Genomic DNA, 26,306 nt, shown 5'->3' on the forward strand with positions numbered 1-26,306 from the left:
CTTTAACAGGGCCTAGACTCCGGTGCGTACAGACCGTCGAATCGTGTCGCATCACAGGCCATCACAGGCATCGCAGGCATCACCAAGGCACTCAGTTCACAGGTCAGGGAGCGAGGGACGGACGTTGCGGGAGATGTTGGGGGGCCCGACGGTGGTCGTCGCGGCGGACTACTTCCGGTCCTATTCCGTCGTGGGACTGCTCGCGCTGGTGGGTGTGCTCTTCGTCGGGGCCGCCTTCGGCGCCGGCCGGCTGCTGCGCCCGGTCGTCCCCACCCCTGAGAAACTGCTCACGTACGAATGCGGCGTCGACCCCGTGGGCGAGGGCTGGGCCCACACCCAGGTCCGCTACTACGTGTACGCCTTCCTGTACGTGATCTTCGCCGTCGACTCGATCTTCCTGTTTCCCTGGGCGACCGTCTTCGCCGCCGACGGCTACGGCGGGACCACGCTCGTGGAGATGTTCATCTTCCTCGGCTTCCTCGCCGTGGGCCTGCTCTATGCATACAAGAAGGGCGTCCTGACATGGACGTGACCCCCACCACCCCCGAGCCCGTGCCGCTTCCGGAGCCCGTGCCGCTCCCCGAGCCCGGATTCCCCGCCGCCGAAGACAGGGGGAGGCTCGGTGCACTGGCGCGTCTGGCCCCCGAGCCGATGAAGATCGTCCTGAACTGGGGCCGCCGCTACTCGCTCTGGGTCTTCAACTTCGGCCTCGCCTGCTGCGCGATCGAGTTCATCGCCGCGTCGATGGCCCGCCACGACTTCATCCGGCTCGGCGTCATCCCCTTCGCGCCCGGCCCCCGCCAGGCCGACCTGATGGTCGTCTCCGGCACGGTCACGGACAAGATGGCGCCCGCCGTGAAGCGCCTGTACGAGCAGATGCCCGAGCCGAAGTACGTCATCTCCTTCGGCGCCTGCTCCAACTGCGGCGGCCCCTACTGGGACTCGTACTCCGTCACCAAGGGCGTCGACCAGATCATCCCGGTGGACGTCTACGTCCCCGGCTGCCCACCACGCCCCGAAGCGCTGCTCCAGGGGATCCTCAAGCTCCAGGAGAAGATCGCCCGGGAGTCGCTGGGGGAGCGGTACGGCGCCTCCCGGCCGTCCGCCGCCACCCTGCAGAGCGGGCTGGTGCGCCCGCCGACCGCGGCGCCGGCGAGCCTGCCGACGGCGGAACGGGTACGTCCGCCGACGGTCGAGCCGGTGCGTCCGCCGGCCGCGGAGTCCGTGCGTCCGCCGACCGCGGAGCCGGAGTGTCCGTCGACCGAGGAGGGGGACGCGTGATGACCACCGTCGGCTGGCTACCCGCCCCCGTCGAGGAACTCTTCGGCCCCGAGGCCACGGCGGAGCTGTCGTACGAGGTGCTCACCGTCGACGTGCCCCCGCAGTCCTGGATCCCCGCTCTGCACACCGCGCGTACGACCCTGACCTGCACTTACTTCGACTGGCTGAGCGCGGTCGACGAACCGGGCAGGGGCTTCCGGGTGTCCGCGCACGTGGTCGCCCTGTCCCCGGTGCGACGCCTGCTGCTGCGCACGACCGTCCCCCACGAGGCGCCCGAGCTGCCCTCCGCCGTCGGGGTCTACGCCGGTGCGGCCTGGCACGAGCGCGAGACGTACGAAATGTTCGGCGTCCGCTTCGAAGGCCACCCCGCCCTGGACCACCTGCTGCTCCCGGAGACCTTCGAGGGCCACCCGCTCCGCAAGGACTTCGTCCTGGCCGCCCGCGTCGCCAAGGCATGGCCGGGCGCCAAGGAACCGGGCGAATCCGAGCACGGCGGCCCCAAGCGCCGCCAGATGCTCCCCCCGGGTGTCCCCGACCCCAACGACTGGGGCCCCCTGAAGGGCCAGCTCCCACCGGCCCCCGCCCGTCCGGCCCGCCGCTCCCGCACGGCGGCGGAACCCTCCGCCGCCCCGGCCGGGCCCGGCGGCGCAGCGTCACGGCCGCCCCGCCGCGCACGCACGGCGGCGGAGGGGTCCGCGAGTCAGACGGGGGCCGTCGGTTCCGCCGGGGCCGTCGGCGGTGCGTCCGAGGCGGGGCAAGCCGAGACGCCCGCGCCCCGTGGGACGGGCGGCGCCTCGGGGACGACGACCGGTCGACGATCCGAGGGTTCCGGCACGGCCACCCCGCGTCGGTCGCGCAGCGCATCCGAAGGATCCGCCTCGCAGCGCGCTGCCGCCCGCCCCGAGCCGGAGCCGGAATCGCAACCGGGGTCGGAGCCGGAATCGCAACCGAGGCCAGGACCGGAATCGGGACCGGGGTCGGAGCCGCGATCGCAATCGGAACCGGTGCCGGGAGCCACGACACCCGGCACGGCCGACGACCATCCGTCCCCCCGGCCCACGGCACCCCGTCGCCCGGACGCGCCCTGGCACCACGCCCGCCCGGCCTTCGACGAACCGGAACGACAGCAGCCGCAACAAGCTGAGCCCACCGACGCCGGGACCGGGCCGGAACCCGCGACGGGCGGGACCCCCGCTCCCGCACAGGCGCCTTCGACGGCTGGGGCGCCCTCCGCGGCCGAGTCGCCCTCGGCGGCCGAGCCGGGCTCAACGCAGCCCCCGCCTCCCGAGGAACCCACTCCCAAGGAATCCCCTTCCGAGGAACTCCCTCCTGAGGAACCCCCTTCCAAAAACCCGGACTCCGGGGCTCCCGCCCCGGACAACGCCCCCGACACCCCCACAGGAGGCCCGCAGTGAACGGCGCGTTGGACGTCGCCCTGCGACTCCTCGCCGTGTTCGTCGTCTTCCTCGCCTTCCCGCTGATCGTCGGGCAGACCGAGCACAAGGTGATGGCGCACATGCAGGGCCGCCTCGGCCCGATGTACGCTGGTGGCTTCCACGGCTGGGCCCAACTCATCGCGGACGGAGTGAAGTTCGCGCAGAAGGAGGACGTCGTCCCGAACGGCGCCGACCGCCGCATCTTCCAACTCGCCCCGGCCGTCGCCCTCCTCCCGTATCTGCTCGTCCTGCTCGCCATCCCGATCGGCCCCGGCGAAGGCGCGGTCGGCCAGGTCCTCGACGCGGGCGTCTTCTTCGTCCTCGCGGTGATGGGCGTCGGCGTCCTCGGCTCGCTCATGGCGGGCTGGGCCAGCGCCAACAAGTTCTCCCTCCTCGGCGGCCTGCGCACTGCCGCCCAGCTCCTCGCCTACGAACTCCCGATGCTGCTCGCCGCCGCCTCCGTGGCGATGGCGGCCGGCACCCTCTCCCTTCCTGGCATCCTCCACGCCTTCGAGTGGTGGTGGCTGCCCTGGCAGCTCGTCGGCGCGATCGTCTTCTTCGTCGCCGGCCTCGCGGAACTCCAGCGACCGCCCTTCGACATGCCCGTGGCCGACTCGGAGATCATCTTCGGCGCGTACACGGAGTACACCGGCCTGCGCTTCGCCCTGTTCCTGCTCGCCGAGTACGCCGGGATCATCGTCCTCTGCGGTCTGACCACCGTCCTCTTCCTCGGTGGCTGGCACGGCCCCTGGGGCGCCGACGGCCTCGGCTGGGTCTGGACCCTGCTGAAGACGGCGATCCTCGCCTTCGTGGTCATCTGGCTCCGCGTCACCTACCCGCGGCTGCGCGAGGACCAGCTCCAGAAGCTCTCCTGGACCCTCCTCGTCCCCCTTTCCCTCGCCCAGATCGCCCTCACCGGCATCGTCAAGGTGGTGATCCAGTAGCCATGGCCCCCTTCCCTGGCAGCGGCCTCGCCAAGGGCCTGGCCGTCACCCTGCGCACGATGACGAAGAAGACCGTCACCGAGCAGTACCCGGACGTCCAGCCCGACCTGCCGCCCCGCACCCGGGGCGTCATCGGACTGTTCGAGGAGAACTGCACGGTCTGCATGCTGTGCGCCCGCGAGTGCCCCGACTGGTGCATCTACATCGACTCCCACAAGGAGACGGTCCCCGCCGCCACCCCCGGCGGCCGCGAGCGCAGCCGCAACGTCCTCGACCGTTTCGCCATCGACTTCTCCCTCTGCATGTACTGCGGTATCTGCATCGAGGTCTGTCCCTTCGACGCGCTGTTCTGGTCCCCGGAGTTCGAGTACGCCGAGACCGACATCCGCGAACTCACCCACGAACGCGACAAGCTCCGCGAGTGGATGTGGACCGTCCCGCCGCCGCCCGCCCTGGACGCCGCCGCGGAGGAACCCAAGGAGATCGCCGCCGCCCGCAAGACCGCCGAGAAGCTGGCCGCCGCCCGGAGCGAGCCCACGGAGACCGAACCCGGGGAGGGAGACACGTGAGCCCCGCCGCGCCGCACGGCTTCCTCTCCCCGACCGGAGTCGAGATCGCCTTCGTCCTCGTCGGCCTGGTCACCTTCGGCGCCGGGCTCGTCGCCGTCACCACCCGGCAACTGGTGCACGCCGCCCTGTGGCTCGTGGTCACCCTCGGCGGCCTCGCCGTCGAATACCTCCTGCTGACCGCCGAGTTCATCGCCTGGGTACAGGTACTCATCTACGTCGGTTCCGTCGTCGTCCTCCTCCTCTTCGGTCTGATGCTCACCAAGGCCCCCATCGGCCGCTCCCCGGACGCCGACTCCGGCAACCGCTGGGCCGCCCTCGCCGTGGCCGTCGCCGCCGCGGCCGCCCTGGTGTGGGTGGTCGTCGACGCCTTCCGCAGCACCTGGATCGACCTGGACGGCGCCGCCGCCGGATCGGCGAAGGTCACCGGCCAGAGCCTCTTCCGGCACTGGGTCCTCCCCTTCGAGGCCCTGTCCGTCCTCCTCCTCGCCGCTCTGGTAGGCGCGATCGTCCTGTCCCGCAAGGCGAAGGCGAACGCGGACGCGGACACGACCGGCCCCATCGCTCCCACCGGCCGTCCCACCGCACCGAACGGTCCCACCGCACCGAACGGTCCCACTGGCGCGAGCCGTCCCACCAGCCCGAACAGTCCCTTCGGCCGCGAGGCCCCCGGGACCCGCGACGGTCGGTCCGCCTCCGGCACCCGCGACGGCCGGCCCGCCGCAGGGGAGCGCAATGGTCGGCCCGCTGCGGGCGAGCGCGACGGCCGGCCCGCCGCCGGGGAAGCCGAAGGAGCCCGCTGATGCACCTCGTCTATCCCGCCGTGCTCTCCGCCCTCCTGTTCTGCACCGGCCTGTACGGCGTCCTCGCCCGCCGCAACGCGGTCCTGGTCCTGATGTCGGTCGAGCTGATGCTCAACGCCGTCAACCTCAACCTGGTGGCCTTCGACGTCTGGCTCAGCAAGGCCGCCAAGGAGACCCTGCACTCCGGCCAGGCCCTGACCCTGTTCACCATCGCCATCGCCGCCGCCGAGATCGGCATCGGCCTGGCGATCGTCCTCGCCGTCTACCGCAACCGCGGCACCTCCGACATCGACCGGCTCCGCGACACCGCAGAGGGCCCCGAGGGCGACGGCCCCGACAGCGGCGCCTCCGCCGCCGAGAAGGCTGAGGCCACCGCGTGACCACGACCACCCTCGCCGTTCTCGTCCCCCTCCTGCCCTTCCTGGGTGCCGTGGCCGGCCTGCTGTTCGGCCGCACGGCCCCCGGCTTCGTCCGCCCGCTCGCCGTCCTGCCGACCCTCGCCTCCCTCGTACTGGCCGTGCTGGTCGCCGTGCGCCAGGGCGGCGGCCACGCGCTCGACTCCGCCACCGAGCTGACGCCCACCGGTTCGGTCCCGGTCGAACTCGCCCTGCACATCGACGGCTTCGCCGCCCTCGTCGCCCTCCTGGTCGGCGTGGTCGCCACCTGCGTGCAGATCTACTCGACCGGCTACCTGCGCGACGACCCGCGCTACCCCTCGTACGCCGCTCTCGTCTCCCTCTTCACCTCCGCGATGTTCCTGGTCGTCTACTCCGGCGACCTGATCGTGCTGCTGGTCGGCTGGGAAGTCATGGGCATCTGCTCCTACTTCCTGGTCGGCCACTACTGGGAGACCCCCGAGGCCCGCGCCGCCTCCCTCAAGGCATTCCTCGTCACCAAGCTCGGTGACGTGCCCTTCCTCATCGGCCTGTTCGCGCTCGCCACCGACGCCGGGTCCTTCCGCATCACCCGCGTCCTCGGCACCGTCACGAGCGGCGGACTCGACCACCCGACCCTGATCGCCCTCCTGCTCCTCGCGGGCGTGGCGGGCAAGTCGGCGCAGTTCCCGCTGCACACCTGGCTCCCCGACGCGATGGCGGGCCCCACACCCGTCTCCGCGCTGATCCACGCCGCGACGATGGTCGCCGCCGGTGTCTACTTCGTCGCCCGTCTCCTCCCCGTCTTCCAGGCATCCTCGGCCGCGATGGTCGTCCTCGCCGTCATGGCCGCCGTCACCATGGCCGGCTCGGCGCTCGCCGCGCTCGCCCAGGACGACATCAAACGCGTCCTCGCCTACTCCACGATCGGCCAGCTCGGCTACATGACCGGCGCCCTCGCCGTCGGCGACCGCGCTGCCGCTGTCTTCCACCTCCTGTCCCACGGCGCCTTCAAGGCACTGCTGTTCCTCGCCGCCGGCGTGCTCATCCACGCCGCCGGCACCAACTCACTGGCCGCCATGTCCCGCATGAGCCGGCTGCGCGACCGCGTCCCCGACGCCTACTGGACGATGACCGTGGCGCTCCTCGCGCTCGCCGCGATCCCGCCCTTCAGCGGCTTCTTCTCCAAGGAATCCGTCCTCGGCGCCGCCGAGCACGTCGCCACCGGGCACACCGGGCACGCCCCCGGCCCGGCGGGCTGGATCGTCCTCGTCGCCGGCCTGCTGACCGCCCTCCTCACCGCCGCGTACGCGACCCGCCTGTGGCTGCTCGCCTTCCGTGGCCGGGGAGCCGAGGCCCCGGACCACGGCAAGCAGCCGCTCACCATGACCGTCGTCCTGTGGGTGCTGGCCGTCCCGTCGCTCGCCTTCGGCGGGTTGGCGTTCCGCCTGCTGCCCGACTGGTTCGACGGCGGCAGCCTGGCCCCGACCCTCACCACCTCGGTGCTCTCCACCGGCCTCGCCCTGGTCGGCGTGCTCGTCACCTACGGTGCCTGGCAGCGCACCAGCGCCCTGGCCGCCCGTACCCCGACGGGAGCGGTCGCCGCCCACCCCGAGGCCGCCGCCGGACTCGTCGAGGAAGAGACCATGGCCGGCCCGTCACCCGAGCACCACCCCGCAACGAGCCGCCACCCGGCGCCTCTTCCGATTCCGCCCGCCCACGGCGACGCGGCCCACGCCCCCGACCCGGCCGACCCCGGACGGCTGCTGCTCGGCCCGCTGCAGCGGCACGCCGCCGCCGGCTTCCATGTGGACACCCTGTACGCGGTCCTGTTCGTCCGCCCGGTCCAGGCCGGAGCGAGTCTCGTCCGGTTCCTCGACCGTGAGGTCGTCGACACCTACGTACGCGGCGCGGCAGCAGCGCCCCGCCTGCTCGGGGCCGCCGTACGGCGCGCCCAGACCGGCAACGTACAGACCTATGTGAGCGCGTTGCTCGCCGGCACCGTCGTCCTGGCAGTCGCCGTCCTCCTCGTCGCCACGGGAGCGTGAGCAGGCGTGATCGGTATCAACGAGTCCGTGATGCAGTTCCTTCTGGCGTTCGTCGTCGTCGGCCCGCTCCTCGGCGCCGTCACCGCTCTGCTGCCCGCACCGCCCGGACTGAAGGGGAAGTCGCCCGACCAGGCCGTACTACGCCACGGCGTGACCGTGACCGGCGCGATCCTTGCCGCCGCCATCGTCCTGGCGCTCGGCTTCGACCACGGCCATCCGTCGAGGATGCAGGCCACGACCGACATCAGCTGGATCCCCGCACTCGACGTGCGGATCCACCTCGGCATCGACGGCATCTCCCTCCCCCTTCTGGTCCTGAGCGCGCTGCTGACCTTCCTCTGCGCGCTCTACTCCTACTTCAAGATGCCTTCGGGCCCGTCCCCGAAAGCCTTCGTCGCCCTGCTGCTCCTGCTGGAGTCCGGCACCCTCGCGACCTTCGCCGTCCTCGACCTGCTGCTGTTCTTCCTCGCCTTCGAGATGGTCCTCGTCCCGATGTACTTCCTCATCGCCCGCTGGGGCGGCGAGGGGCGGACCCGGGCCGCGTGGAAATTCATCCTGTTCACCCTGCTCGGATCCGTGGTCATGCTGCTCGGCCTGCTCCTGATCGGAATCAAGGCGGGCACGTTCGACATGATGGCACTCGCCACTGACAACGGCCGGTCGCTGACCACATCCGTGCAGGTCATCGCCGTTTTGGCGATCGGCATCGGGCTCGCGGTCAAGACCCCGATGTGGCCGCTGCACAGCTGGCTGCCGGACGCCCACACCGCCGCGCCGACCGTCGGCTCGGTCCTGCTGGCCGGCGTCCTGCTGAAGATGGGTACGTACGGGTTCGTCCGTATTCTGCTGCCGGTCGCGCCCGAGGGCTTCCGGACCTTCGCGCCCTACCTCGCCGCCTTCGCCGTCGTCGGGATCATCTACGGATCCCTGGCCTGCCTGGCCCTCGCCAGACCGGGCGCGAAGGGCGACCTCAAACGGCTCATCGCCTACTCCTCCGTCGGCCACATGGGCTTCGTCCTGCTCGGCATCGCCACGATGACCCCGACCGGCGTCAACGGCGCACTGTTCGCCAACATCGCCCACGGCCTGATCACCGGCCTCCTGTTCTTCCTGGTCGGCGCCGTCAAGGACCGCACGGGCAGCACCGACCTCGACACCCTCTCCCGCCCGTCACCCGACCGGCGCCCCGCACCGGGCGACACCGCCGCGCCGGACCGATCCCTGCCGGGCGCCGCGCTGTACGGCAAGGCACCGCGGCTCGGCGGCCTGCTGGCCTTCGCCGCGGTCGCCTCCCTGGGCCTCCCCGGCCTGGCCGGGTTCTGGGGCGAGATGCTGGCCCTGTTCGGCGCGTTCCGGCCCGCCGCCGGCCTCAGCCGCCCCGCGTTCCTCACGTTCCTGGCGATCGCCGCGTTCGGCACCCTGCTGACTGCCGCGTACATGCTCATCGTGGTCCGCCGTGTCTGCATGGGCCCCGCACCGCGACAGACGCCTGAGCTCGCCGACGTCCGGCCGTACGAGTTCGCGGCCTGGACCCCGCTCGTCGTCCTCACCGTCCTGGCCGGACTGTGGCCCAGGGCCCTCCTCGGCCTGACCGACCCGGCCGTGCAGCAGTTCCTCGCAGGAGGCACCCGATGAGCCATCCGGCCCAGCCCCTGGCCGAGTCGCTGGTCCAGTCCGTCGACTGGCTCGCGATCGCCCCGCCCACCGCCGCAGCGGTCGTCGGCCTCGCGATCCTTGTCGCCGACCTGTTCGTGCCGGACGCCAAGAAGGCCGTGCTCGGCTGGGTCGCGGTGGCCGGACTCGCCGTCTCGGCCCTCCTGCTGCTGCCGCTCCTCGACGGCGACCGCAGCACCTTCTGCCAGAGCGGCGACCCGCGCCTGTGCAGCTACACGGCCGACCGGTTCACCCTCGTCATCCAGTTCCTCGTCCTCGGCGGCGCCCTCCTGGCCGCCCTGCTGTCGGTCACCGCGCTCAAGGACGGACGCCGGAGACTCCCCGAAGGGGAGTTCTGGTTCCTGCTGCTCTCCTCCGCCGCGGGCGCCGCCCTGCTGCCCGCCTCCCGCGACCTCGCCACCCTCGTCGTCGCCCTGGAGGTCGCCTCGCTGCCGGCCTTCGCCCTCGTCGGCATCCGGCACGGCGACCGCAGGTCCTCCGAAGCGGCCCTGAAGTTCTTCCTGTCCTCGGTCACCGCCACCGCGGTCACCCTGCTGGGCATCAGCTTCGTCTACGCCACCACGGGCACCCTCTACCTCACCCGGATCGCCGACCGCATCCAGCACGTCGACGGACAGTTCCACACGCTCGCCCAGACCGGCGTCGTTCTCACCCTGGTCGGCTTCGCCTTCAAGACCGCCGCCGTCCCCTTCCACTTCTGGGTGCCCGACACCTACGTGGGAGCCCCCCTGCCCGTCGCCGCCTTTCTGTCGGTCGTCGGCAAGTCCGTCGGATTCTCCGGCCTGATCCTGGTCACCGTCGTCGCCTTCCCGTCGTACGCCGACGCCTGGGGCCCCGCGATGGCCGTGCTGGCCGCCCTCACCATGACCGTCGGCAACGTCGGCGCCCTGCGGCAGCAGGCCACGCGCGCGTACAGCGCGGTACGGCTGCTCGCCTGGTCCTCCGTCGGCCAGGCCGGCTACCTCCTGGTGCCGATCGCCGCCGCCGGATACTCCGCGGACGCCCGCAAATCGATCGGATCCACGGTCGCCTACGCCCTCATGTACGCCGCCGTCAACCTCGGAGCCTTCGCCGTCGCCGCCCTGGTGGGCCGCGCGAAACCCGGCAACCGCGTCAGCGACTACCGCGGCCTGTACGCCTCGAACCCCGTGACCGCCCTGCTCCTGGCCTTCTTCCTGCTCTGCCTCGCCGGACTGCCCCCGGGCGTCATCGGCCTCTTCGCGAAGGTCACCGTCTTCTCCGCCGCCGTCGACGCGGGCCTCGGCTGGCTGGCCGTCGTCATGGCCGTGAACGTGGTCATCGCGCTCTACTACTACCTCCAGTGGACGGCCCTGCTGTTCCGCGCGCCCGAGGGCGAGCCCGCGCGACACCAGGTCCCCGCCCCCCTCACGGCCGCCCTCGCGCTCACCGGCGCCCTCGGCGTCGCCCTCTCCGGAGCGCCCCAACTGGTACTCCGCTTCGCCGGTACCGGCCTGTTCTGAACAGCCCCGCCCGCGCGCGTGGAGCGGCCGGGCCCGGCGCACGTCCCCGGACATCGGCCGTCCTCACCCGGACGGCCGACGCCTGCCCGCGCCCCCGTAAGGGAACTAGCGGCTGCCGCCTGGCGTTGACCAGTACGGGAGGGTCCACTGGACGTGACACCACGGCACCAGTGGCTACGGAGATCCAGCAACCGCACCAGCAAGCACGCACCAGCAAGCAAAGGGTTCCCCTGCTGCACGATTTGGAGGGCGTACCGTGCACCGCCGGCACAACGGGCTCAGGACCGCAGTACTCCTGGGGGGACTGTCCGCACTCATCATCGTCATCGGCAGCTTCTTCGGCCGCACGGGCCTGATCGTCGCGGTTCTGATCGCCCTGGGCACGAACGCGTACGCGTACTGGAACAGCGACAAGCTGGCGCTACGCGCGATGCGTGCCCGCCCGGTGAGCGAATTCGAGGCCCCGGCCCTGTACCGGATGGTCCGTGAGCTGTCCACCCAGGCCCGCCAGCCCATGCCCCGCCTGTACATCTCCCCCACGGAAGCACCCAACGCGTTCGCGACCGGCCGCAACCCGCGCAACGCCGCCGTGTGCTGCACCGAAGGAATCCTGCGCCTCCTGGACGAACGCGAGCTGCGCGGCGTCATCGGACACGAACTCAGCCACGTCTACAACCGGGACATCCTCATCTCGTCCGTCGCCGGCGCCCTCGCCTCGGTGATCATGTTCCTGGTCAACTTCGCCTGGCTCATTCCGGTCGGCCGTTCCGACGACGACGAGGGCCCCGGCATCTTCGGCATGCTGCTGATCATCATTCTGGGCCCGCTCGCCGCCAGCCTCATCCAGCTGGCCATCAGCAGATCCAGGGAGTACGAGGCGGACGCCTCCGGTGCCCAGCTCACCGGCGACCCGCTCGCCCTCGCCGGCGCCCTGCGCAAACTCGACGCCGGCACCAAGCAACTGCCCCTGCCGCCCGAGCCCAGGATCGAGACGGCGAGCCACATGATGATCGCGAACCCCTTCCGTCCCGGCCAGGGACTGTCCAAGATGTTCTCGACCCATCCGCCCATGGCGGACCGTATCGCCCGGCTCGAAAAGATGGCAGGTCGTACCCGGTGAAGACCGCGTCCACGGACCGGCGGACCGTGCCCTTGCGCCCCTTCGGGAGCAGGAAAGCGATCTTGGCCCATTCTGCGTCGGAGAGCGCGGCAGCGGGGATGCCGAGGCCGGTAGCGGCGTACCAGGCCCGCACGGTGCAGGGGACACCGCCGCGCCGATCATCGAGTACCGGGCCGGTGATCGTCACCTTCAGTTCCAGCATGGACAAAATGGCCGCTTGCTGCTCGGGGGCCATGTCTGGGAATGACTTGCGTGCCATGGCCGCCAGCGCGATGAGATCGCGGGCGCGCTGATCCGATTCCCTCCATTTCTGCCAGCCATTCGGCCGCCTCGCCGCGCAGGTTCTGAAGCTGTTGGAGTTCTTCGTTCAGTACGGCTGTGGCCGCCTCAATGGCGTCCGACGGCTTGCTCTGCTTGGCAGTGGCGACGATGACGGCAGCAATCGACGAGTTCATCCCCTCGATCTGCTGGTCAAGATCTGCGATCCGGTCCACGAGGGCGGCTGTGTCCCCTTCCGCCATGCCGATCCACTCGGCAGCCAGTTCCTGAAGCTTTTCGCTGTCGCTTGCGATCTCGGTGACGTGTTTCCATACGTGCTTCTCAAGCGCATCGGCGTCAATGCGGGAGCAGCCGCAGGGCTTCTGGCTGAGATCCTTAGGCGCAGCACCGGTGCACCGGTAGAACCGGGCGCATTCCCGCTCAGATGCGTAGCTGATTCCGGTGTACGTCCTCCTACAGAGGCTCACGACCCGGCCACTCAGTGGGTAGGACCAACGTTGCCCGCTGCTGTGCTTTGCGGTCGCGGCGACCTTTCGCTGTAGCTCAACGCTCTGTTCCTCGGTCAGGATCCGAGGCAGTTCAATCCTGACGGAGGCGCCCCAGATGAGACTGCCGCTCTCGTCGGTCCTGGCGTGCTTCCCACGGAAGACAATCACGCCATCGAGAACCGGCGCCGACATCACGCGGTCGCGGAGGTTGTCACGATTCCATGTCTTGCCTGAACGTGCCGTGACGCCTTCAGCGTTAAGACGGATTGTGGCTTTGCGAAGGTTGAGCCCTTCGCCCACGACAAGGTCACACACACGTCTGATGACCTTCGCCTCGTCCTCGTCGACCACTAAGTACGAACCAGGCGTCCCCTTGTCGGCGATGCGGTATCCGTAGGGAGGGCGTCCGCCGATGTGCGCGGCCGGCGTCAGTTCCGCCTTCTCCTGCAACCCGCCCTGAGTACGGTCCCGGATCGTCTCCCACTCGGTCTCGGCGTTGTCGGCGTCACGGCGCATTTTCTTGCGCCCCTCACTTGTGGTGTTGTCGTAGTCGTCTGCCACGACTGCCATGTAAACGCCGATGTGTTCGAGGGCCCAGACCCAGCGCCAGAAGGCACGGCCCTTGCGTCCGATCACACGGCCGTCAGGTACGAGCACGATGTCGAAGGGGCGTGGAGTCTGCTGAGCGTCGTCCATGAGGCGCTTGAGATCGCCACGGTCAGCGGCTTCCAGGGAGCCAGACACTCCCTCGTCCTTGTAGGTCCCGACATGCGCCCATTGCTTGAGCACGATGTGACGAGTGGTCTTCCGGCTCTGCCTGGCTACGCCGTAGCCCTTCTTCTGCTCCTCAGTCGAGACGCGCAGGTAGTCGACAGCCCGCAGCGTACGTGTGCGGACCATCCGTGCGGTGGTCTCGATGACTGAGGGCAGGGCTGTGCTGTGCTTTCATTGGACACGTCGCCTCCCAATCAGTCGGCCGGCCCCGGGGCGGTACCAGCCGCTGCCGGGGCGCCTGTCTTAACTCCGAGACCAATCTCCCATCTGACGCTGCGTCGGGGGAATGTGCATGTCGAAGGTCGCGCCTCTGTGGTCCGAACAGGATCCGCAGCAACAGCGCGCGCTCGGCCGGAGACAGCGTCTTGTCAGGTGTCCGGAGGACAGCGGTGTCAGACATCACCGAGGCCGCCCTCGGCTCCGACCACCCCACCACTGCCCTCCGCCTGAACAACCTCGCCGCGCTCCGTGAACTGTTGGAAGACGTACAAGAGGGCGAACGCCAATCGCCGGCATAGCACGAGACAGTACGCACCAAACCACTGTCGCCCGCGGGCCGCTGGAAAGCTGTGCCAGGGCGGCCTGCGAGGCTTTCTCCTGGCCCGGGCGCGCGCCATGAAGATACCTGTTCTGGCTTCGTTCACGAGATGTGTCATCGGCATTGAGCATGAGGCGCGATCTCGAAACGGCACCCGAGCCCGTCGGCAAACGAGTCCGCTCTGGTCGTCACTGGGTATGGAGCTGCGGTATTGGCCCGTGTCGAGAGCGACGCTGCCGATGCTGGTGTGGGACAGACTTCGCAGGGGGCGTGCCAAACGAGCTGAATAGCCGGCTGCGTGGCGAACACGTTAGTGCTGCTGCCTGTCACCGAGACGCAGCAGGGCGTTTCAGTCTAACGACTGCCGAAAGCCTGATCCGTGGAAACCACCTCGCGCCCCAGCGGCATGAGTGAGATCGGAATGAGTTTCAGGTTGGCCCATCCGAATGGGATGCCGATGATGGACAAGAACAGCGGAATGCTCGTGATCAGGTGCCCCAGCGCCAGCCACCACCCCGCAAAGATCACCCAGATCACGTTGCCGATGCAGGACGGGGCTCCGGCATCCGGCCGTTCGACAGTGGTCCGGCCGAACGGCCACAGCACGAAACCCGCGATACGCAGCGAAGCGATGCCAAACGGGATGGTGACGATCAAGACGAAGCAGACCAGAGCCGCGATCAGATAGCCGATCGCCATCCAGATACCGCAGAAGACCAGCCACAGAATGTTGAGCAGCAGGTTGAACAGCTTCATGATCGGTACCTCTCCAGGTCGTTCCGTCGGCACTGCCTGCTACCACAAGTATCAGCTGGTCATGCGTTCAGGCGGAACCGCAGAGACCTTGTAGCGTGATCGGGAACGTTCCGGGACGATCCCGTTCGGCATAGCGGCGTTCCGTATCGGCGTCTACGCACTGTGGCCCTTCGGCTACACGACCGTCGAACGACGGGACGCCGGCGCTCCGTCCTGCATCGGCAACGTCCTGTGGCTGATCCTCGCGGGCTGGTGGCTGGCCCTCGCCCATGTCGTCACGGGCATCACCCTCTGCGTCACGATCATCGGCATCCCGTTCGGCATCGCCAACTTCAAGCTGATTCCGGTGTCCCTGCTTCCGCTGGGCCGTGAGATCGTCCCTACGGACCAGCCGTTCGCGACGCGCTGACCAGGACGAATGACCGCAGGCTGAGGAGGGGAGCTGCGGGAGGGACGCCGGAGCACGCCGTCGAGCACCCGTCATGGGGTCGGACGGCATGGGCGCACCCCAGGTATTCCTGACCTGGTCGGCGGACGCCGAGAAGGCCCCCGCCTGCGCAGCCGCGCCGATCCTGAAACGGCCCGCGGTCCCTGCGAACTCCTGGCCTGACCGTCCCTCACCCACCTCCGCGACCCGCGGTTTTCCACAAGTCCGAAGTTGTCCACAGGCCCGCCCGATTGTCACAGGCGGCCTGCATCATGAAGCCATGACCGAGATCGAGCAGTTGCTGACCCGGGTGGCCGCGCAGGCCCGCATCTCCCGTCCGTGGGGCTGGCCTTCGCTGCCCGACCCCGTCGACGCGGCCGCACCGGCCCGTGCGGAGGCCGCTCTGGGCTTCGCCCTGCCGCCGCTGCTCGCTTCGCTCTACTGCCGTATAGCGGACGGCGGCTTCGGCCCCGAATACGGCCTGCTGCCCCTGCTCGACAGCCCGCCCTCGGGCGAACCGGCCGCCGTCGCCCAGTACGTCGCCCATCGCGAGGAGGCCCGCAAGGACCCGGACTGGCCCTGGCCCGAGGGCGTGCTGCCGATATCCCACTGGGGGTGCGGGATGTTCGCCTGCGTGGACTGCCGTGCCCCGGAGGCCACCGTCCTGCTTTACGAGCCGAACGCCGACGACGCCGGCCACGCCTGGTACGTGGACGCGCCCAGCCTCACTGACTGGCTGCGCACCTGGCTCGACGGAACCGGCTGGTACGAGGAGAGCAACGACGGCATGGACCTCCGGCCGTGGGCCGATTTCCACAGCCGCACGGCACCCGCGCGGACCTCCTGAGCCAGCCGCCACCGCCGGACCACCCCACCTGACAGCGGTCAAAACGTGACTTTCCGGGCCTCACCCGGTTCGGCTCGGCTCGCTCCCGGTCCGCCACGATCGGAGCGCACCCGCAGTGGCCGGAGCGCGCTCCTCGACCGGGCACGGGGTGGTGCTGGCGCCGCCCCGGCCACGCGCGCCGCGACATCGGCGAGGCGCGGCCTCCACCCCCACCCGAGTCGGCACGGCACGGCCCGGCTGGCCGAGTTGGCACGGCCCGGTTCGGCTCAGCGAACCCCGGCCCACCGGCGCACGGCGTAAGCCGCCGCCCCCACCAGCAGCACACCCGCGCCCACGACCACCGAGGTCACGGGCAGGGCGAACGCGAGTGTCACGCATCCCATCAGCCCCAGCACCGGCAGCACACGTGACGACGCCGTCCGACTCAGCGTCCAGGCCGACGCGTTGGCCACCGCGTAATAGGCCAGCACACCGAAGGAGGAGAAACCGATGGCACCCCTTACGTCCGCCGTCGCCGCCACCACGGCGACGACCGCGCCCACGGCCAGCTCGGCGCGGTGCGGGACGTGGAAGCGGGGATGCACCCTGGCCAGGGAGCCGGGAAGATGCCGGTCGCGGGCCATGGCCAGCGTGGTCCGGGACACCCCGAGGATCAGAGCGAGCAGCGACCCCAGCGCACCCACCGCGGCCCCCACCCGCACCACCGGCACCAGCCCCGGCACTCCGGCCGCCCGCACCGCGTCGGCCAGAGGTGCCGCCGCCTGTCCGAGACCCGAGGCGCCGAGCACCGACAGCACCGCGACGGCCACGAACGCGTACACCACCAGCGTGATGCCCAGAGCAAGGGGGATCGCGCGGGGGATGGTGCGCGCCGGATCCCGTACCTCTTCGCCGAGAGTCGCGATCCGCGCGTACCCGGCGAACGCGAAGAACAGCAGGCCCGCCGCTTGGAGCACCCCTCCCGCTCCGGTCGCGCCCCCGACGTCCAGCCGCCCGGCGTCGGCCTGCCCAGAGGAGAGACAGACGACCACCACGGAAGCGAGGACCGCGAGCACCACCGCCACGATCGCCCGCGTCAGCCAGGCGGACTTCTGGATGCCGCCGTAGTTCACCGCGGTCAGCGCCACCACGGTGGCGACCGCCACGGCGTGCGCCTGCCCGGGCCACACGTACGTGCCCACGGTGAGCGCCATCGCCGCGCAGGAGGCCGTCTTGCCGACGACGAACGCCCATCCGGCGAGGTATCCCCAGAAGTCCCCGAGCCGCTCCCGCCCGTACACGTAGGTGCCGCCCGAGGCCGGGTACAGGGCGGCGAGCCGGGCCGAGGACAGCGCGTTGCAGTAAGCCACCACGGCCGCGACGGCGAGGGCGGGCAGCAGACCGGGTCCGGCCGCGTGCGCGGCGGGTCCCAGTGCGGAGAAGACACCGGCGCCGAGCATCGAGCCGAGGCCGACGACCACGGCGTCACGGACCCCCAGCGTGCGCCGCAGGCCGGAACCGGAGCTTGTCATGTGCCGCACCCTACTGATCGCTGCAACCGTCCGGTGCTCGGGTGACGTCTTCCAGGGCAACACGGCACGAACACGCGCGCGCCGGACGGCACGGACCACGGGCCGCACCGGCCGCGTCGCACAGCGGGCGCTGACGAAGATCACAGCGCCGGGACAGTGCGGGCACCGCGCGGGAGGGCAGGTTCACGGCATGAGCATCATCGGTTGGATCATTCTGGGACTGTTGGCCGGCGTCATCGCCAAGATCCTGCTGCCGGGGCGGGACCCGGGCGGCTTCATCGGCACGACTCTCATCGGCGTGGCGGGCGCGTTCGTCGGCGGCTGGATATCGGCCCGCTGGCTGGACCACCCCATCACCAAGAACTTCTACGACGGGGCCACCTGGGCGGCCGCGATCGGCGGCTCGCTCGTCCTCCTGATCATCTACCGCCTCCTGTTCGGCAACTCGCGCAACTGAGGACGGCCGGAACGCGGTTGAGTACGACCGCACCACGGTCGGCACACGAGAAGGGTGGGCCGCCTCGGGTGCCCACCCTTCCTCGGAGTGCGTCGTTCCGTACCCGCGCGACGCGCGGACCTGCGGGACTACCGGTAGTTGACGAACTGCAGCGCGAAGTCGAAGTCCTGGCCCTTCAGGAGGGCGATCACGGCCTGCAGATCGTCCCGGCTCTTGGAGCTGACGCGCAGCTCGTCGCCCTGCACCTGGGCCTTCACGCCCTTCGGGCCCTCGTCGCGGATGATCTTCGCCACCTTCTTCGCGTTCTCCTGGGAGATGCCCTCCTGGATCGACGCGAAGATCTTGTACTCCTTGCCGGAGATCTGGGGCTCGCCCGTCTCCAGCGCCTTCAGCGAGATGCCACGCTTGATCAGCTTGGACTGGAAGACGTCGAGGACAGCCTTGACCCTTTCCTCGGAGTTCGCCTCCAACAGGATCTTCTCGCCGGACCAGGCGATCGAGGCGCCCACGCCCTTGAAGTCGTAGCGCTGTGAGACTTCCTTGGCGGCCTGGTTGAGGGCGTTGTCGACCTCCTGCCGCTCGACCTTCGAGACGATGTCGAAACTGGAGTCGGCCATGTCCTGTGGCTCCTTGTATCGGTGCGTATCGGGTGCGTACCGGCATGCGCGCAGGCAGCCGTAGAGCCCGGCATGAGACCGGGTCGCATTCGCACCAGCCTAGTCACCCCACACGGGCCGGGCACCGATCAATCGGGTGGCGGAGCACCCCTTGGCATCGGGTATTGTTTACGTCGTTGCCAGGGAGCACCGCCGAGAAGCGGTGGCTCCGTCCGGCAGCAAAACCCGGCGGTGTGCCCGAGCGGCCAAAGGGAGCAGACTGTAAATCTGCCGGCTCAGCCTTCCCAGGTTCGAATCCTGGCGCCGCCACGCTGAGAGAGACCCCCTCCGGACTGCATTCACGCAGCCCGGAGGGGGTTTTGTTGCTGCCAGGTCGCGGTCCGTTGTTGCTGCCCTGACCGCGGATGCTGTTCCGGCCGGGGCTGTCGGCCTCGTTGCTCCCGTGCCGCCCGGGTGACCGCGCGGCGAATGGGTTCGTAGCCGGTGCAGCGGCACAGGTTGGAGCCGACGACGTGGTCCACCCGCTCGGGGTGGTCGGCGAGGTCGGGGTCCGATTCCAGAGCCTCGGTCGCCACCATCAGGAACCCGGGGGTGCAGAAACCGCACTGCAAGGCGTACTCGGCGGAGAACGCGCGCTGCAACGGGCTGGGTTCGCCGTCCGGGCCGGCCAGCCCTTCCACGGTCCGGACCGAACTGCCGTCGCACTGCACGGCGAGCATCAGGCACGCGCGCACCGCCCGGTCGTCGACCAGGACCGTGCAGGCGCCGCACACCCCGTGCTCGCACCCCAGGTGCGTGCCGGTGAGACGGCAGTCCTCGCGCAGGACGTCGGCGAGGACACGGCGGGGTTCCACGTCGAGCGGGAACTCCTCGCCGTTGACGGTGAGGGTGATGTCCATGGTGCTGTCTCCCTAGCGCGCGCCCGCGCGTGCGCGGTGGTCGTTCGCCGCCTGGCTGAGCGTTCTGGCGGTGACGACGGCGATGGCGTGCCGCCGGTACTCCAGGTGCGCGTACGGCTCGGCGACGGGGTCGGCGTCCTGTTCGGCCGCGGCGCGGCCGGCCCGGGCGAAGGGGTGGTCCTCGGGCAGCCGGTACCCGTCGGTCGGCGGTCCGATCTCGGCGCCGGCCAGGGACTGCTCGGCGGCATGCGCCCGCAGGGGGCGGTCCGCGCAGTTGACGAGACCGATCCGGGCCTGGCCGATCACCCCGTCGTGCACGGTGAGCGCCGCCGCCACCGCCACCTGCGCGAAACAGAAGTGGGTACGGCGGTGCTCGATGAAGCCGACTCCGGTGGTGTCGGCGAGCAGCGGGTACTGCACGGACGTGATCAGCTCGGCGGGGCGGCGGGCCGTCCGCAGCGGGCCGAGGAAGTAGTCCTTCGCCGGCACGGTGCGCGGGCCGTCGGGTCCGCGCAGATTCACCACGGCGTCCAGCGCGACGGCGATGGCGCACCACTCGGAGGCGGGGTGCCCCCAGCCGAAGCTGCCGACCATGGTTCCCCTGGACCGGATCGGCGGGTGGGCGATGTTGACGACCGCCCGGGCGGCCAGCGAGCCGAGCGGGCCGGGCACGGACTCGGCGGACTCGAAGACCCGGTGCCTGATCAGCGCACCGACCCGCAGGGTGTCGTCGATGACCTGCATGCTGTCGAGTTCGGGGATGCGGTTGATGTCGACCAGGAGGTCGGGCCGGATGCGTGTGAGGTGCATGTCGAGGATCAGGCTCTGTCCGCCGGCCAGCACCTGGGCCCTGCCGCCGCCGTTGCCCAGGGCGTCGACGGCCTCGGCCACCGTGCGGGGCACCACATAGTCGAAGGCCGCGGGCTTCACCGGTCCTCCTCCCGCGTCGGGGTACGGGCCGTGCGCGGTTCCGTGGCGCGGGCCGCGCGCCAGATCACGTCCGGGGTGAGCGGCATCTGGAGGAGGTCGGGGTCGGCGGGCCGGAGGGCGTCGTCCACGGCGTTGACGATGGCGGCAGGCAGGCCGATGCACCCGGACTCGCCTGCGCCCTTGGCGCCCAACGGTGAGGCGGGGCTCGGGGTACAGGTGTCCTTGACCTCGATGGGCGGGACCTCGGTGAACGTCGGAAGCAGATAGTCCAGCATCCCGTTGCCCAGCACGGGGGTGCCGCCTTCGTCGTAGGGGATGGCCTCGTACAGCGCCTGCCCGATGCCCTGCACCGAGGAGCCGAGTGCCTGCGCGCGGACGATCTCGGGGGCGAGCTGCACCCCGCAGTCGTCCACGGTGACCACCTTGAGCAGGTGTACGGTGCCCAGCTCGGGATCCACCTCGGCCACCGCCACGTGGGTACCGAACGGGAACGCCATGCCGGTTTCGAAGCGGTCCTGCACGCGCAGCGGACCGGTGGCCTTGACCAGCTCGGACAGGTCCATGGGGGCGGAGCCGTCGCGGACGGGGCAGAGGGCGCCGTCGGACCACTCCACTTCCGAGGCCGGCAGGTCCCACAGTCCTGCGGCCCGGTGCCTGGCCTCCTCGACGACCAGGTGCGCGGCGTGCTGGAGCATCGCGCCGGCGACCTGGGCGCTACGGCTGGCGAACGAGCCCAGGCCGTCGGGCTGTTCACCGGTGTCGCCCTCGACCAGCCGTACGCGCTGCTCGTCGATCCCGAGGGTCTTCGCGACCAGTGCCGGGAACACCGTCTCGTGGCTCTGCCCGCTGGAGGCCGCACCGCACCGGACGGTGACGGTGCCGTCCTCGCCGACCTCGATGCCGCCGAACTCGTGCAGGCCGCCGGGCTCACCGCCGGAGCGTTCGACGTAGCAGGAGAGGCCGATGCCCAGGGGTTTCGCGGCCGGGTCGGTGCGGCGCCCGGCCTGTTCCGCCCGCCACGCGTCGTAGCCGACGGTCTCCAGGGCCAGGTCGAGCGCCCGGGCGTAGTCGCCGCTGTCGTAGGTGCGGCCGGTGGGGGTGGCGTAGGGGAAGGCGTCGGGCGGGATGAAGTTGCGCCGCCGCAGTTCGGCCGGGTCGATCCCCAGTTTCCGGGCCATCGTGTCCATGCACCGCTCCAGGGCGAACACGGCCTCGGGCCGGCCGGCGCCGCGGTAGGGGTAGGTGATCATGGTGTTGGTGAGGACCGAGCGTACGGTCGCATGGACCTGCGGAGTGCGGTAGGCGCCGGTGGCCATCCACGCGGTCTGCATCGGCAGTCCGACCCCGAGGTGGGGGTAGGCGCCGACGTCCGCGTCGATGTCCAGTTCGTAGGCGAGCAGGCGTCCGTCGGCGTCGGCGGCCAGTCGGGCGCGCTGGTCCTGCCCCCGGCCGCGGGTGGCGACCAGCATCGACTCCAGGCGGTCCTCGATCCACCGGACCGGTCGGCCGAGCATGACCGCGAGGAAGACGACCACGACGAACTCGGGGAACGAGGCGCTCTTGCCGCCGAACGCGCCGCCGGTGTCCGGGACCACCACCCGTATCCGGTCCTGCGGCCACCCCAGCAGCGCCGCCATCTCGCGGCGCAGCCGGTGCGGCATCTGGTGTCCCGACCAGATCGTCAGCCGGTCCTCCTCGGGGACGGCGAGGATCGTCCTGCATTCCATGGGGGTGGGCATCAGGAGGTTCTGCCGGTAGGAGCCGCTGACCACCGCGGAGGCGTCCTGCCACACCGTGTCGTCGACGGGCCGGCCGGTCTCGCTCCGCAGGGCGACGTTGCTCATGCCGTCGAAGAGCAGGGTCTCGTCGCGGGCGGCGGCGGACGGCGTGATCACCGCGGGCAGTCGGTCCACCTGGAAGGTCACCTCGGCCGCGCCGTCCTCGGCCCGGTAGCGGTCCTCGCCCAGGACGACGGCGACCGCCTCGCCGGCGTACCGCACGCGGTCCTTGACCAGCGCCGGCCACTCCCGGCCGGCCACCGCCTCGTCCGAGGACAGCTTGGCGAGCACCGTGTGCGGTACGGGAGGCAGGTCCTGGAGGGTCGCGGCCGAGTGGAGACACGCCGGCAGGTCGCTGAGATCGTCCGCGGACCAGGCCCCTGCCACGCCCGGCACCTCATGCGCCGGGCCGCAGTCCACCGAGCGCAGCACGCCGTGCCCCACCGTGCTCCGCACGAACACGGCGTCGAGGCATCCCGGTACCTCGATATCCGCGACATAGCGGCCTTTTCCGGTGAGAAGTCTCGCATCCTCGCGCCGAGTCCACTGATACACGACAACACCTCTTGCGACATCGAGAGCAGGGGCGTTCCGGTCCCGGCCGCTGCCGCCGAGCGGAGTCACGGCTCCCTGCCGGCGGGTTTCACGGAAGTCCCGGCACCGTCCGCGGGCGGCGGCGGAAAGGGCCGGCCGCTGCCCGTGTCAAGACAGCGTAAGAGTGAAGCAAGTAATGCGCATACCGGGCATATATGGCAGGTTGCCTGGTGTCGGCGCCCGGCTCGACGGCTTGCCCGGCGCCGGTGCCGCCGCCCGGTCCTGCGGGGTGCGTCCACATCACCCCGGCCCCCCTCAAAACGCTCACGACCTGCGCTTTTACCCAAGCGGATCAGGCGCGGTGGCGGCAGGGGGACGGCTCCGTAGGCTGGGCGTAGGAAGACGGGCCCCCTGGTGCGGGGGGCTGCTGTGCTGTGCTTGCAAGAGGAGACACACCATGACCGCTTCCCCGAAGGTTTCCCGGCGTCCGGACAGCGACATCACCGGATTCACGGCATCCAAAGAGATGACCGAAGCCTTGCAACAGATCCTGGTGGATCTCGTCGAACTGCATCTCCAGGGAAAACAGGCCCACTGGAACGTGATCGGTCACAATTTCCGGGACCTGCACCTGCAACTCGACGAAATCATCGACGACGCCCGGGAATTCGCCGACACCATCGCCGAGCGCATGCGTGCCCTCCAGCACTGGCCGGACGGCCGCTCCGACACGGTGGCGATGCACACCACGCTCCCCAGGTTCCCGGAGGGCGCGCAGAGCGTCAGCACCATCGTCGATCTGGTGACCGCGCGGCTGCGGGCCACCGTCGACACCCTGCGCGCGCACCACGACCAGGTCGACAGCGAGGACCCCTCCACCGCCGACCTGCTGCACACGATCATCGACTCCCTGGAGAAGTACGCCTGGATGGTCAGCGCGGAGAACCAGAAGGTCTGACGTCGTTCTCGATGGACAGCGGGCGGTACCGGGTGGGTTTCGGCGGGGCATGGAGGAGACTTGGCTCCATGTCCTCTCGTCGTAGAGCCTGCCCGGTGTGCCGTCGTGAGATCGCCGTCGTCGCGGGACGCTTCGCACGGCACGACCCGCCCGGCACGCGCGAGAGCGGTGAACTCGTCTCGTGCGCCGGTTCCCGGCGGCAGGCGCAACTGGGCGCGGCGCAGCCGACGTTGGACGCGTACGCCGTACCGGACTTTCCCGGGCAGCTGCCCCTGTTCTGATGACTGACTGACCGCAGATGTGACGGGCTGGCTACTGATGACGCCTGATGACGCCTGACGGCGCGGGCGAGGGCGCCGACCGGTTCGGCGGGCGGGCGGTTCCGACCGGTCGACAGTTCCAACGGACCGCGGACCGCCTCAGTTCCCCGCCACCGACTTCACCGCGACCGACACCGGCACCGACCCGCTGATCAGCTCAAGCGTCAGACCGGCCGTCGCCTGGCTCTCCACCAACTCCGCGAGTACGGCGGCCACGTCCGCGCGCGGGACCGAGCCGCGCCCGGTGTGCGCCTCCAGGCGTACGAGGCCGTTGCCGCGCTCGTTCGTCAGGGCGCCGGGACGCAGGATCGTCCAGTCCAGCGCGTCCAGACCGGTCACGTACGCGTCGGCCGCGCCCTTGGCCCGCTGGTACACGTCGAAGACGTCGTCGCCCTGGTGCGCCGGGTCCGCGCCCATCGAGGAGACGACCACGAACCGGCGTACGCCCGCCCGGACGGCCGCGTCCGCGAACAGCACCGCCGCGTCCCTGTCCACCGTGTCCTTGCGGGCGGCGCCGCTGCCCGGGCCCGCGCCCGCCGCGAACACGGCGGCGTCCGCGTCCCGCAACTGCGCCGCGACCTCCTCGACCGAGGCCGACTCCAGGTCGAGGACGATCGGTTCGGCACCGGCGTCCCGCAGATCGTCTCCCTGTTCGGCGTTGCGGATGATCCCCGCGACCTCGTCCCCGCGCGCGGAGAGGAGCCGTTCGAGCCGCAACGCGATCTGACCATGACCACCAGCAATGACAATGCGCATGTTTCCGACCGTACGCCCGAAGCACCGCTTCTGCCGCACGACTTCGGCCCCGGCGCCGCGAGCCGCGCACCAGCCGGCTCCGCCGGAGCGCGCGCCTCCTGCCCGCAAGCCACCACGCGCTCCCCGAACGACCGCGGACGCACGCCAACGCACGCCAACGCACGCCAACGCACGCGTGCGCGCGTCGTCACGCGCCCCGCTTCACGACAATTCACCCCGCCCCTGACGCGGCAGCCCCAGCTCCGCGGCGACCGCCGAGTTGCAGTACTCCCGCACCGCGCTGGTGCGCGCCACCACGCGCCCCCGGTGCACCACGATCCGGCTGTACGAGAGGGAGAGCGCGCCGGCCAGCTGATGACCGCGCACGGCGAGCAGTTCGGCGGGGAAGCCGGCCTCCACCCGGACCTCGGGAAGTCCGAGGACGGCGCGGGCCGAGGCGCTCACGGCGTCGTACGCGTCCTCGGGGTGCAGCCCGTGGCACGAGGCCAGCAGATAGGCGGCCTCCAACGGGTCGCCGCGGCCGACCGGGTTGGACACGTCCCGCAGGGCCCCGCTCCCGGCCGCGACCCGGACCCCGGCGGCGCGCAGCAGCCGCACCGGAGCCGTACCCCGCCGCTCGACGCTGCCGCAGCCGCCTTGCGGCAGGCAGACCACGGTCACCCCGGCCGCCGCGAGCCGGTCCGCGACGCGGGCGGCGGCCTCGGTCGCCAGCCGGGACAGCGCGCCGCACGGACCGAGGGTCACACCGGGGCGCAGCCCGCCCGCCATCGCCGCGAGCCGGGCGAGCCGGGCCGGGTCGGCGGCGTCCGTGTGCAGGTCGACGGGGCAGCCGTGTTCGGAGGCCACCTCCAGGAGCGTCTCGACGTAGCCCGTGGGGTCGGGGTCGAGATCGGGGCAGCCGCCGATCACGGTGGCGCCCATCTTCACCGCGTCCCGCAGCATCGCCAGCCCGTCGGCCCCGGCCGCCCCGGTCAGCAGCCGCGGTACCGCCACCGCGGTCAGGTCCGCGAGCCCGTGCAGCGAGCGCCGCGCCTGGAGCACGGCGCCGAGCGCGCCCAGCCCCTGGACGTCGCCCACGCGCACGTGCGCGCGCAGCGCCGTCGCCCCGTGTCCGAGTTGCAGCAGGGCGGCCTCGGTGGCCCGGCGCTGGACGTCCTCGGTCTCGTACGAGACGGGTCCGCCGCGGTCGGCGGAGAGCGCGGTGTCGGCGTGCGCGTGCGGTTCCACCGGGGCCGGCAGGAGCAGGTAGCCGCCGAGGTCGATGCGGGCACCGGAGCGGGCCGGGCCCGGCGCCAGGCTCCCGGCCGTGCCGACCGCCTCGATGCGCCCGCCGTCCAGCCGCACGTCCACGGTGCGGCCGTCGGTGAGCCGCGCCCCGCACAGGACGAGGGCCCCGTCGGAGTGGCCCGAGGAGCCCGGCGGGTTCGACGGCGGTGGGGGCGGCTGCGGCTGGCTGTCGGGCATCGGGGTCCAGGGGCTCGTGACTGCGGCTCGGGCTGCGCGGGGCGACTGAGGGGGACTCAAGATCACGCAGAGTGAGTCGAGCCTAGGATGGCGGGCCGCGCGGGGCGGGGAGGAGCGCAATAGTCGTACCGGTGTGGTCCGCCGTCGTATCGGGGTGTGGCCCGCGGGGTCCGTCACGCGCGCGTGGAGCGCGGCCGGGAACGTTCCTGGGGGCCTGCGGAGCACGCGCGAAAGGCGGGCGGAGGG

Annotated in this window: 26 protein-coding genes and 1 tRNA gene; 18 read left to right on the forward strand and 9 right to left on the reverse strand. The window is 70.9% G+C overall.

Annotation, left to right across the window (positions count from 1 at the left end):
* Nucleotides 1–133: 133 nt before the first annotated feature.
* From ACFY2B_RS00790 to htpX, 11 genes are all read left to right on the forward strand, one after another.
* On the forward strand, nt 134–532 hold the full coding sequence (locus tag ACFY2B_RS00790) for an NADH-quinone oxidoreductase subunit A (RefSeq protein WP_390760999.1): 399 nt from the start codon (nt 134–136) through the stop codon (nt 530–532).
* A complete protein-coding gene (locus ACFY2B_RS00795; RefSeq protein WP_390761000.1) occupies nt 523–1,281 on the forward strand; it encodes an NADH-quinone oxidoreductase subunit B in 759 nt (252 codons plus the stop codon). Before ACFY2B_RS00790 ends, ACFY2B_RS00795 begins: the two co-directional genes overlap by 10 nt.
* The gene (locus ACFY2B_RS00800; protein ID WP_390761507.1) at nt 1,281–2,696 is read left to right on the forward strand and encodes an NADH-quinone oxidoreductase subunit C; all 1,416 of its coding nucleotides are present in this window, start codon (nt 1,281–1,283) and stop codon (nt 2,694–2,696) included. Before ACFY2B_RS00795 ends, ACFY2B_RS00800 begins: the two co-directional genes overlap by 1 nt.
* Nucleotides 2,693–3,661, forward strand: a complete 969-nt coding sequence (locus ACFY2B_RS00805) for an NADH-quinone oxidoreductase subunit H (protein WP_390761001.1) — start codon at nt 2,693–2,695, stop codon at nt 3,659–3,661. Before ACFY2B_RS00800 ends, ACFY2B_RS00805 begins: the two co-directional genes overlap by 4 nt.
* Before the next feature lie 2 nt (nt 3,662–3,663).
* The gene (locus tag ACFY2B_RS00810) at nt 3,664–4,230 is read left to right on the forward strand and encodes a NuoI/complex I 23 kDa subunit family protein (RefSeq protein WP_390761002.1); all 567 of its coding nucleotides are present in this window, start codon (nt 3,664–3,666) and stop codon (nt 4,228–4,230) included.
* Nucleotides 4,227–5,030, forward strand: coding sequence for an NADH-quinone oxidoreductase subunit J (locus ACFY2B_RS00815; protein ID WP_390761003.1), 804 nt, complete (start codon nt 4,227–4,229; stop codon nt 5,028–5,030). The genes ACFY2B_RS00810 and ACFY2B_RS00815 overlap by 4 nt, the downstream gene beginning before the upstream one ends.
* A complete protein-coding gene (gene nuoK / locus ACFY2B_RS00820; protein WP_390761004.1) occupies nt 5,030–5,410 on the forward strand; it encodes an NADH-quinone oxidoreductase subunit NuoK in 381 nt (126 codons plus the stop codon). Before ACFY2B_RS00815 ends, nuoK begins: the two co-directional genes overlap by 1 nt.
* Nucleotides 5,407–7,452: an NADH-quinone oxidoreductase subunit L gene (locus ACFY2B_RS00825; protein ID WP_390761005.1), complete on the forward strand. Its 2,046-nt coding sequence runs from the start codon at nt 5,407–5,409 to the stop codon at nt 7,450–7,452. Before nuoK ends, ACFY2B_RS00825 begins: the two co-directional genes overlap by 4 nt.
* A 6-nt stretch (nt 7,453–7,458) precedes the next feature.
* A complete protein-coding gene (locus ACFY2B_RS00830) occupies nt 7,459–9,087 on the forward strand; it encodes an NADH-quinone oxidoreductase subunit M (protein WP_390761006.1) in 1,629 nt (542 codons plus the stop codon).
* Nucleotides 9,084–10,607: an NADH-quinone oxidoreductase subunit N gene (locus tag ACFY2B_RS00835; protein ID WP_390761007.1), complete on the forward strand. Its 1,524-nt coding sequence runs from the start codon at nt 9,084–9,086 to the stop codon at nt 10,605–10,607. The genes ACFY2B_RS00830 and ACFY2B_RS00835 overlap by 4 nt, the downstream gene beginning before the upstream one ends.
* A 256-nt stretch (nt 10,608–10,863) precedes the next feature.
* Nucleotides 10,864–11,727, forward strand: a complete 864-nt coding sequence (gene htpX / locus ACFY2B_RS00840) for a zinc metalloprotease HtpX (protein WP_390761008.1) — start codon at nt 10,864–10,866, stop codon at nt 11,725–11,727.
* Between the two features lie 158 nt (nt 11,728–11,885).
* Here the strand turns inward: htpX and ACFY2B_RS00845 are convergent, their stop codons facing one another.
* Entirely contained in the window at nt 11,886–13,394 is a 1,509-nt protein-coding gene (locus ACFY2B_RS00845; RefSeq protein WP_390761009.1) for a recombinase family protein, read from the reverse strand.
* Nucleotides 13,395–13,657: 263 nt separating this feature from the next.
* On the opposite strand from ACFY2B_RS00845, the gene ACFY2B_RS00850 reads away from it, so the two are divergent.
* The gene (locus tag ACFY2B_RS00850; protein ID WP_390761010.1) at nt 13,658–13,786 is read left to right on the forward strand and encodes a hypothetical protein; all 129 of its coding nucleotides are present in this window, start codon (nt 13,658–13,660) and stop codon (nt 13,784–13,786) included.
* A 374-nt stretch (nt 13,787–14,160) separates the two neighbouring features.
* On the opposite strand, the gene ACFY2B_RS00855 is transcribed toward ACFY2B_RS00850, so the two are convergent.
* A complete protein-coding gene (locus ACFY2B_RS00855; protein WP_390761011.1) occupies nt 14,161–14,562 on the reverse strand; it encodes a YccF domain-containing protein in 402 nt (133 codons plus the stop codon).
* 118 nt (nt 14,563–14,680) lie between these two features.
* Between ACFY2B_RS00855 and ACFY2B_RS00860 the strand changes: the two genes are divergently transcribed.
* Both ACFY2B_RS00860 and ACFY2B_RS00865 read left to right on the forward strand, forming a co-directional pair.
* Entirely contained in the window at nt 14,681–14,971 is a 291-nt protein-coding gene (locus ACFY2B_RS00860; RefSeq protein ID WP_390761508.1) for a YccF domain-containing protein, read from the forward strand.
* Nucleotides 14,972–15,269: 298 nt separating this feature from the next.
* Nucleotides 15,270–15,836: an SMI1/KNR4 family protein gene (locus ACFY2B_RS00865; protein ID WP_390761012.1), complete on the forward strand. Its 567-nt coding sequence runs from the start codon at nt 15,270–15,272 to the stop codon at nt 15,834–15,836.
* Between the two features lie 266 nt (nt 15,837–16,102).
* On the opposite strand, the gene ACFY2B_RS00870 is transcribed toward ACFY2B_RS00865, so the two are convergent.
* Nucleotides 16,103–17,347, reverse strand: a complete 1,245-nt coding sequence (locus ACFY2B_RS00870; RefSeq protein ID WP_390761013.1) for an APC family permease — start codon at nt 17,345–17,347, stop codon at nt 16,103–16,105.
* A gap of 190 nt (nt 17,348–17,537) precedes the next feature.
* Here ACFY2B_RS00870 and ACFY2B_RS00875 point away from each other — a divergent pair, with 190 nt between their 5' ends.
* Complete coding sequence (locus ACFY2B_RS00875) at nt 17,538–17,804, forward strand: GlsB/YeaQ/YmgE family stress response membrane protein (protein WP_390761014.1); 267 nt, start codon at nt 17,538–17,540, stop codon at nt 17,802–17,804.
* Nucleotides 17,805–17,932: 128 nt separating this feature from the next.
* On the opposite strand, the gene ACFY2B_RS00880 is transcribed toward ACFY2B_RS00875, so the two are convergent.
* On the reverse strand, nt 17,933–18,421 hold the full coding sequence (locus tag ACFY2B_RS00880) for a YajQ family cyclic di-GMP-binding protein (RefSeq protein WP_376533096.1): 489 nt from the start codon (nt 18,419–18,421) through the stop codon (nt 17,933–17,935).
* A gap of 227 nt (nt 18,422–18,648) precedes the next feature.
* Between ACFY2B_RS00880 and ACFY2B_RS00885 the strand changes: the two genes are divergently transcribed.
* A tRNA-Tyr gene (locus ACFY2B_RS00885) sits at nt 18,649–18,730 on the forward strand.
* 29 nt (nt 18,731–18,759) lie between these two features.
* Here the strand turns inward: ACFY2B_RS00885 and ACFY2B_RS00890 are convergent.
* From ACFY2B_RS00890 to ACFY2B_RS00900, 3 genes are read right to left on the reverse strand one after another with little or no spacing between them, the layout of a single operon-like run.
* Nucleotides 18,760–19,320, reverse strand: a complete 561-nt coding sequence (locus tag ACFY2B_RS00890) for a (2Fe-2S)-binding protein (RefSeq protein WP_390761015.1) — start codon at nt 19,318–19,320, stop codon at nt 18,760–18,762.
* A gap of 12 nt (nt 19,321–19,332) precedes the next feature.
* A complete protein-coding gene (locus tag ACFY2B_RS00895) occupies nt 19,333–20,250 on the reverse strand; it encodes an FAD binding domain-containing protein (RefSeq protein ID WP_390761016.1) in 918 nt (305 codons plus the stop codon).
* Entirely contained in the window at nt 20,247–22,583 is a 2,337-nt protein-coding gene (locus ACFY2B_RS00900) for a xanthine dehydrogenase family protein molybdopterin-binding subunit (RefSeq protein WP_390761017.1), read from the reverse strand. The genes ACFY2B_RS00895 and ACFY2B_RS00900 overlap by 4 nt, the downstream gene beginning before the upstream one ends.
* A gap of 436 nt (nt 22,584–23,019) precedes the next feature.
* Here ACFY2B_RS00900 and ACFY2B_RS00905 point away from each other — a divergent pair, with 436 nt between their 5' ends.
* Together ACFY2B_RS00905 and ACFY2B_RS00910 are read left to right on the forward strand one after the other, a co-directional pair.
* The gene (locus ACFY2B_RS00905) at nt 23,020–23,520 is read left to right on the forward strand and encodes a Dps family protein (RefSeq protein ID WP_390761018.1); all 501 of its coding nucleotides are present in this window, start codon (nt 23,020–23,022) and stop codon (nt 23,518–23,520) included.
* Between the two features lie 68 nt (nt 23,521–23,588).
* Entirely contained in the window at nt 23,589–23,801 is a 213-nt protein-coding gene (locus tag ACFY2B_RS00910) for a hypothetical protein (protein WP_390761019.1), read from the forward strand.
* A 138-nt stretch (nt 23,802–23,939) separates the two neighbouring features.
* Here the strand turns inward: ACFY2B_RS00910 and ACFY2B_RS00915 are convergent, their stop codons facing one another.
* On the reverse strand, nt 23,940–24,596 hold the full coding sequence (locus ACFY2B_RS00915; RefSeq protein ID WP_390761020.1) for an SDR family oxidoreductase: 657 nt from the start codon (nt 24,594–24,596) through the stop codon (nt 23,940–23,942).
* A 201-nt stretch (nt 24,597–24,797) separates the two neighbouring features.
* A complete protein-coding gene (locus ACFY2B_RS00920; protein WP_390761021.1) occupies nt 24,798–26,060 on the reverse strand; it encodes an amidohydrolase family protein in 1,263 nt (420 codons plus the stop codon).
* Nucleotides 26,061–26,306 lie beyond the last annotated feature (246 nt).

It is taken from the genome of Streptomyces sp. NPDC001270, assembly GCF_042896695.1.
Classification (GTDB): domain Bacteria; phylum Actinomycetota; class Actinomycetes; order Streptomycetales; family Streptomycetaceae; genus Streptomyces.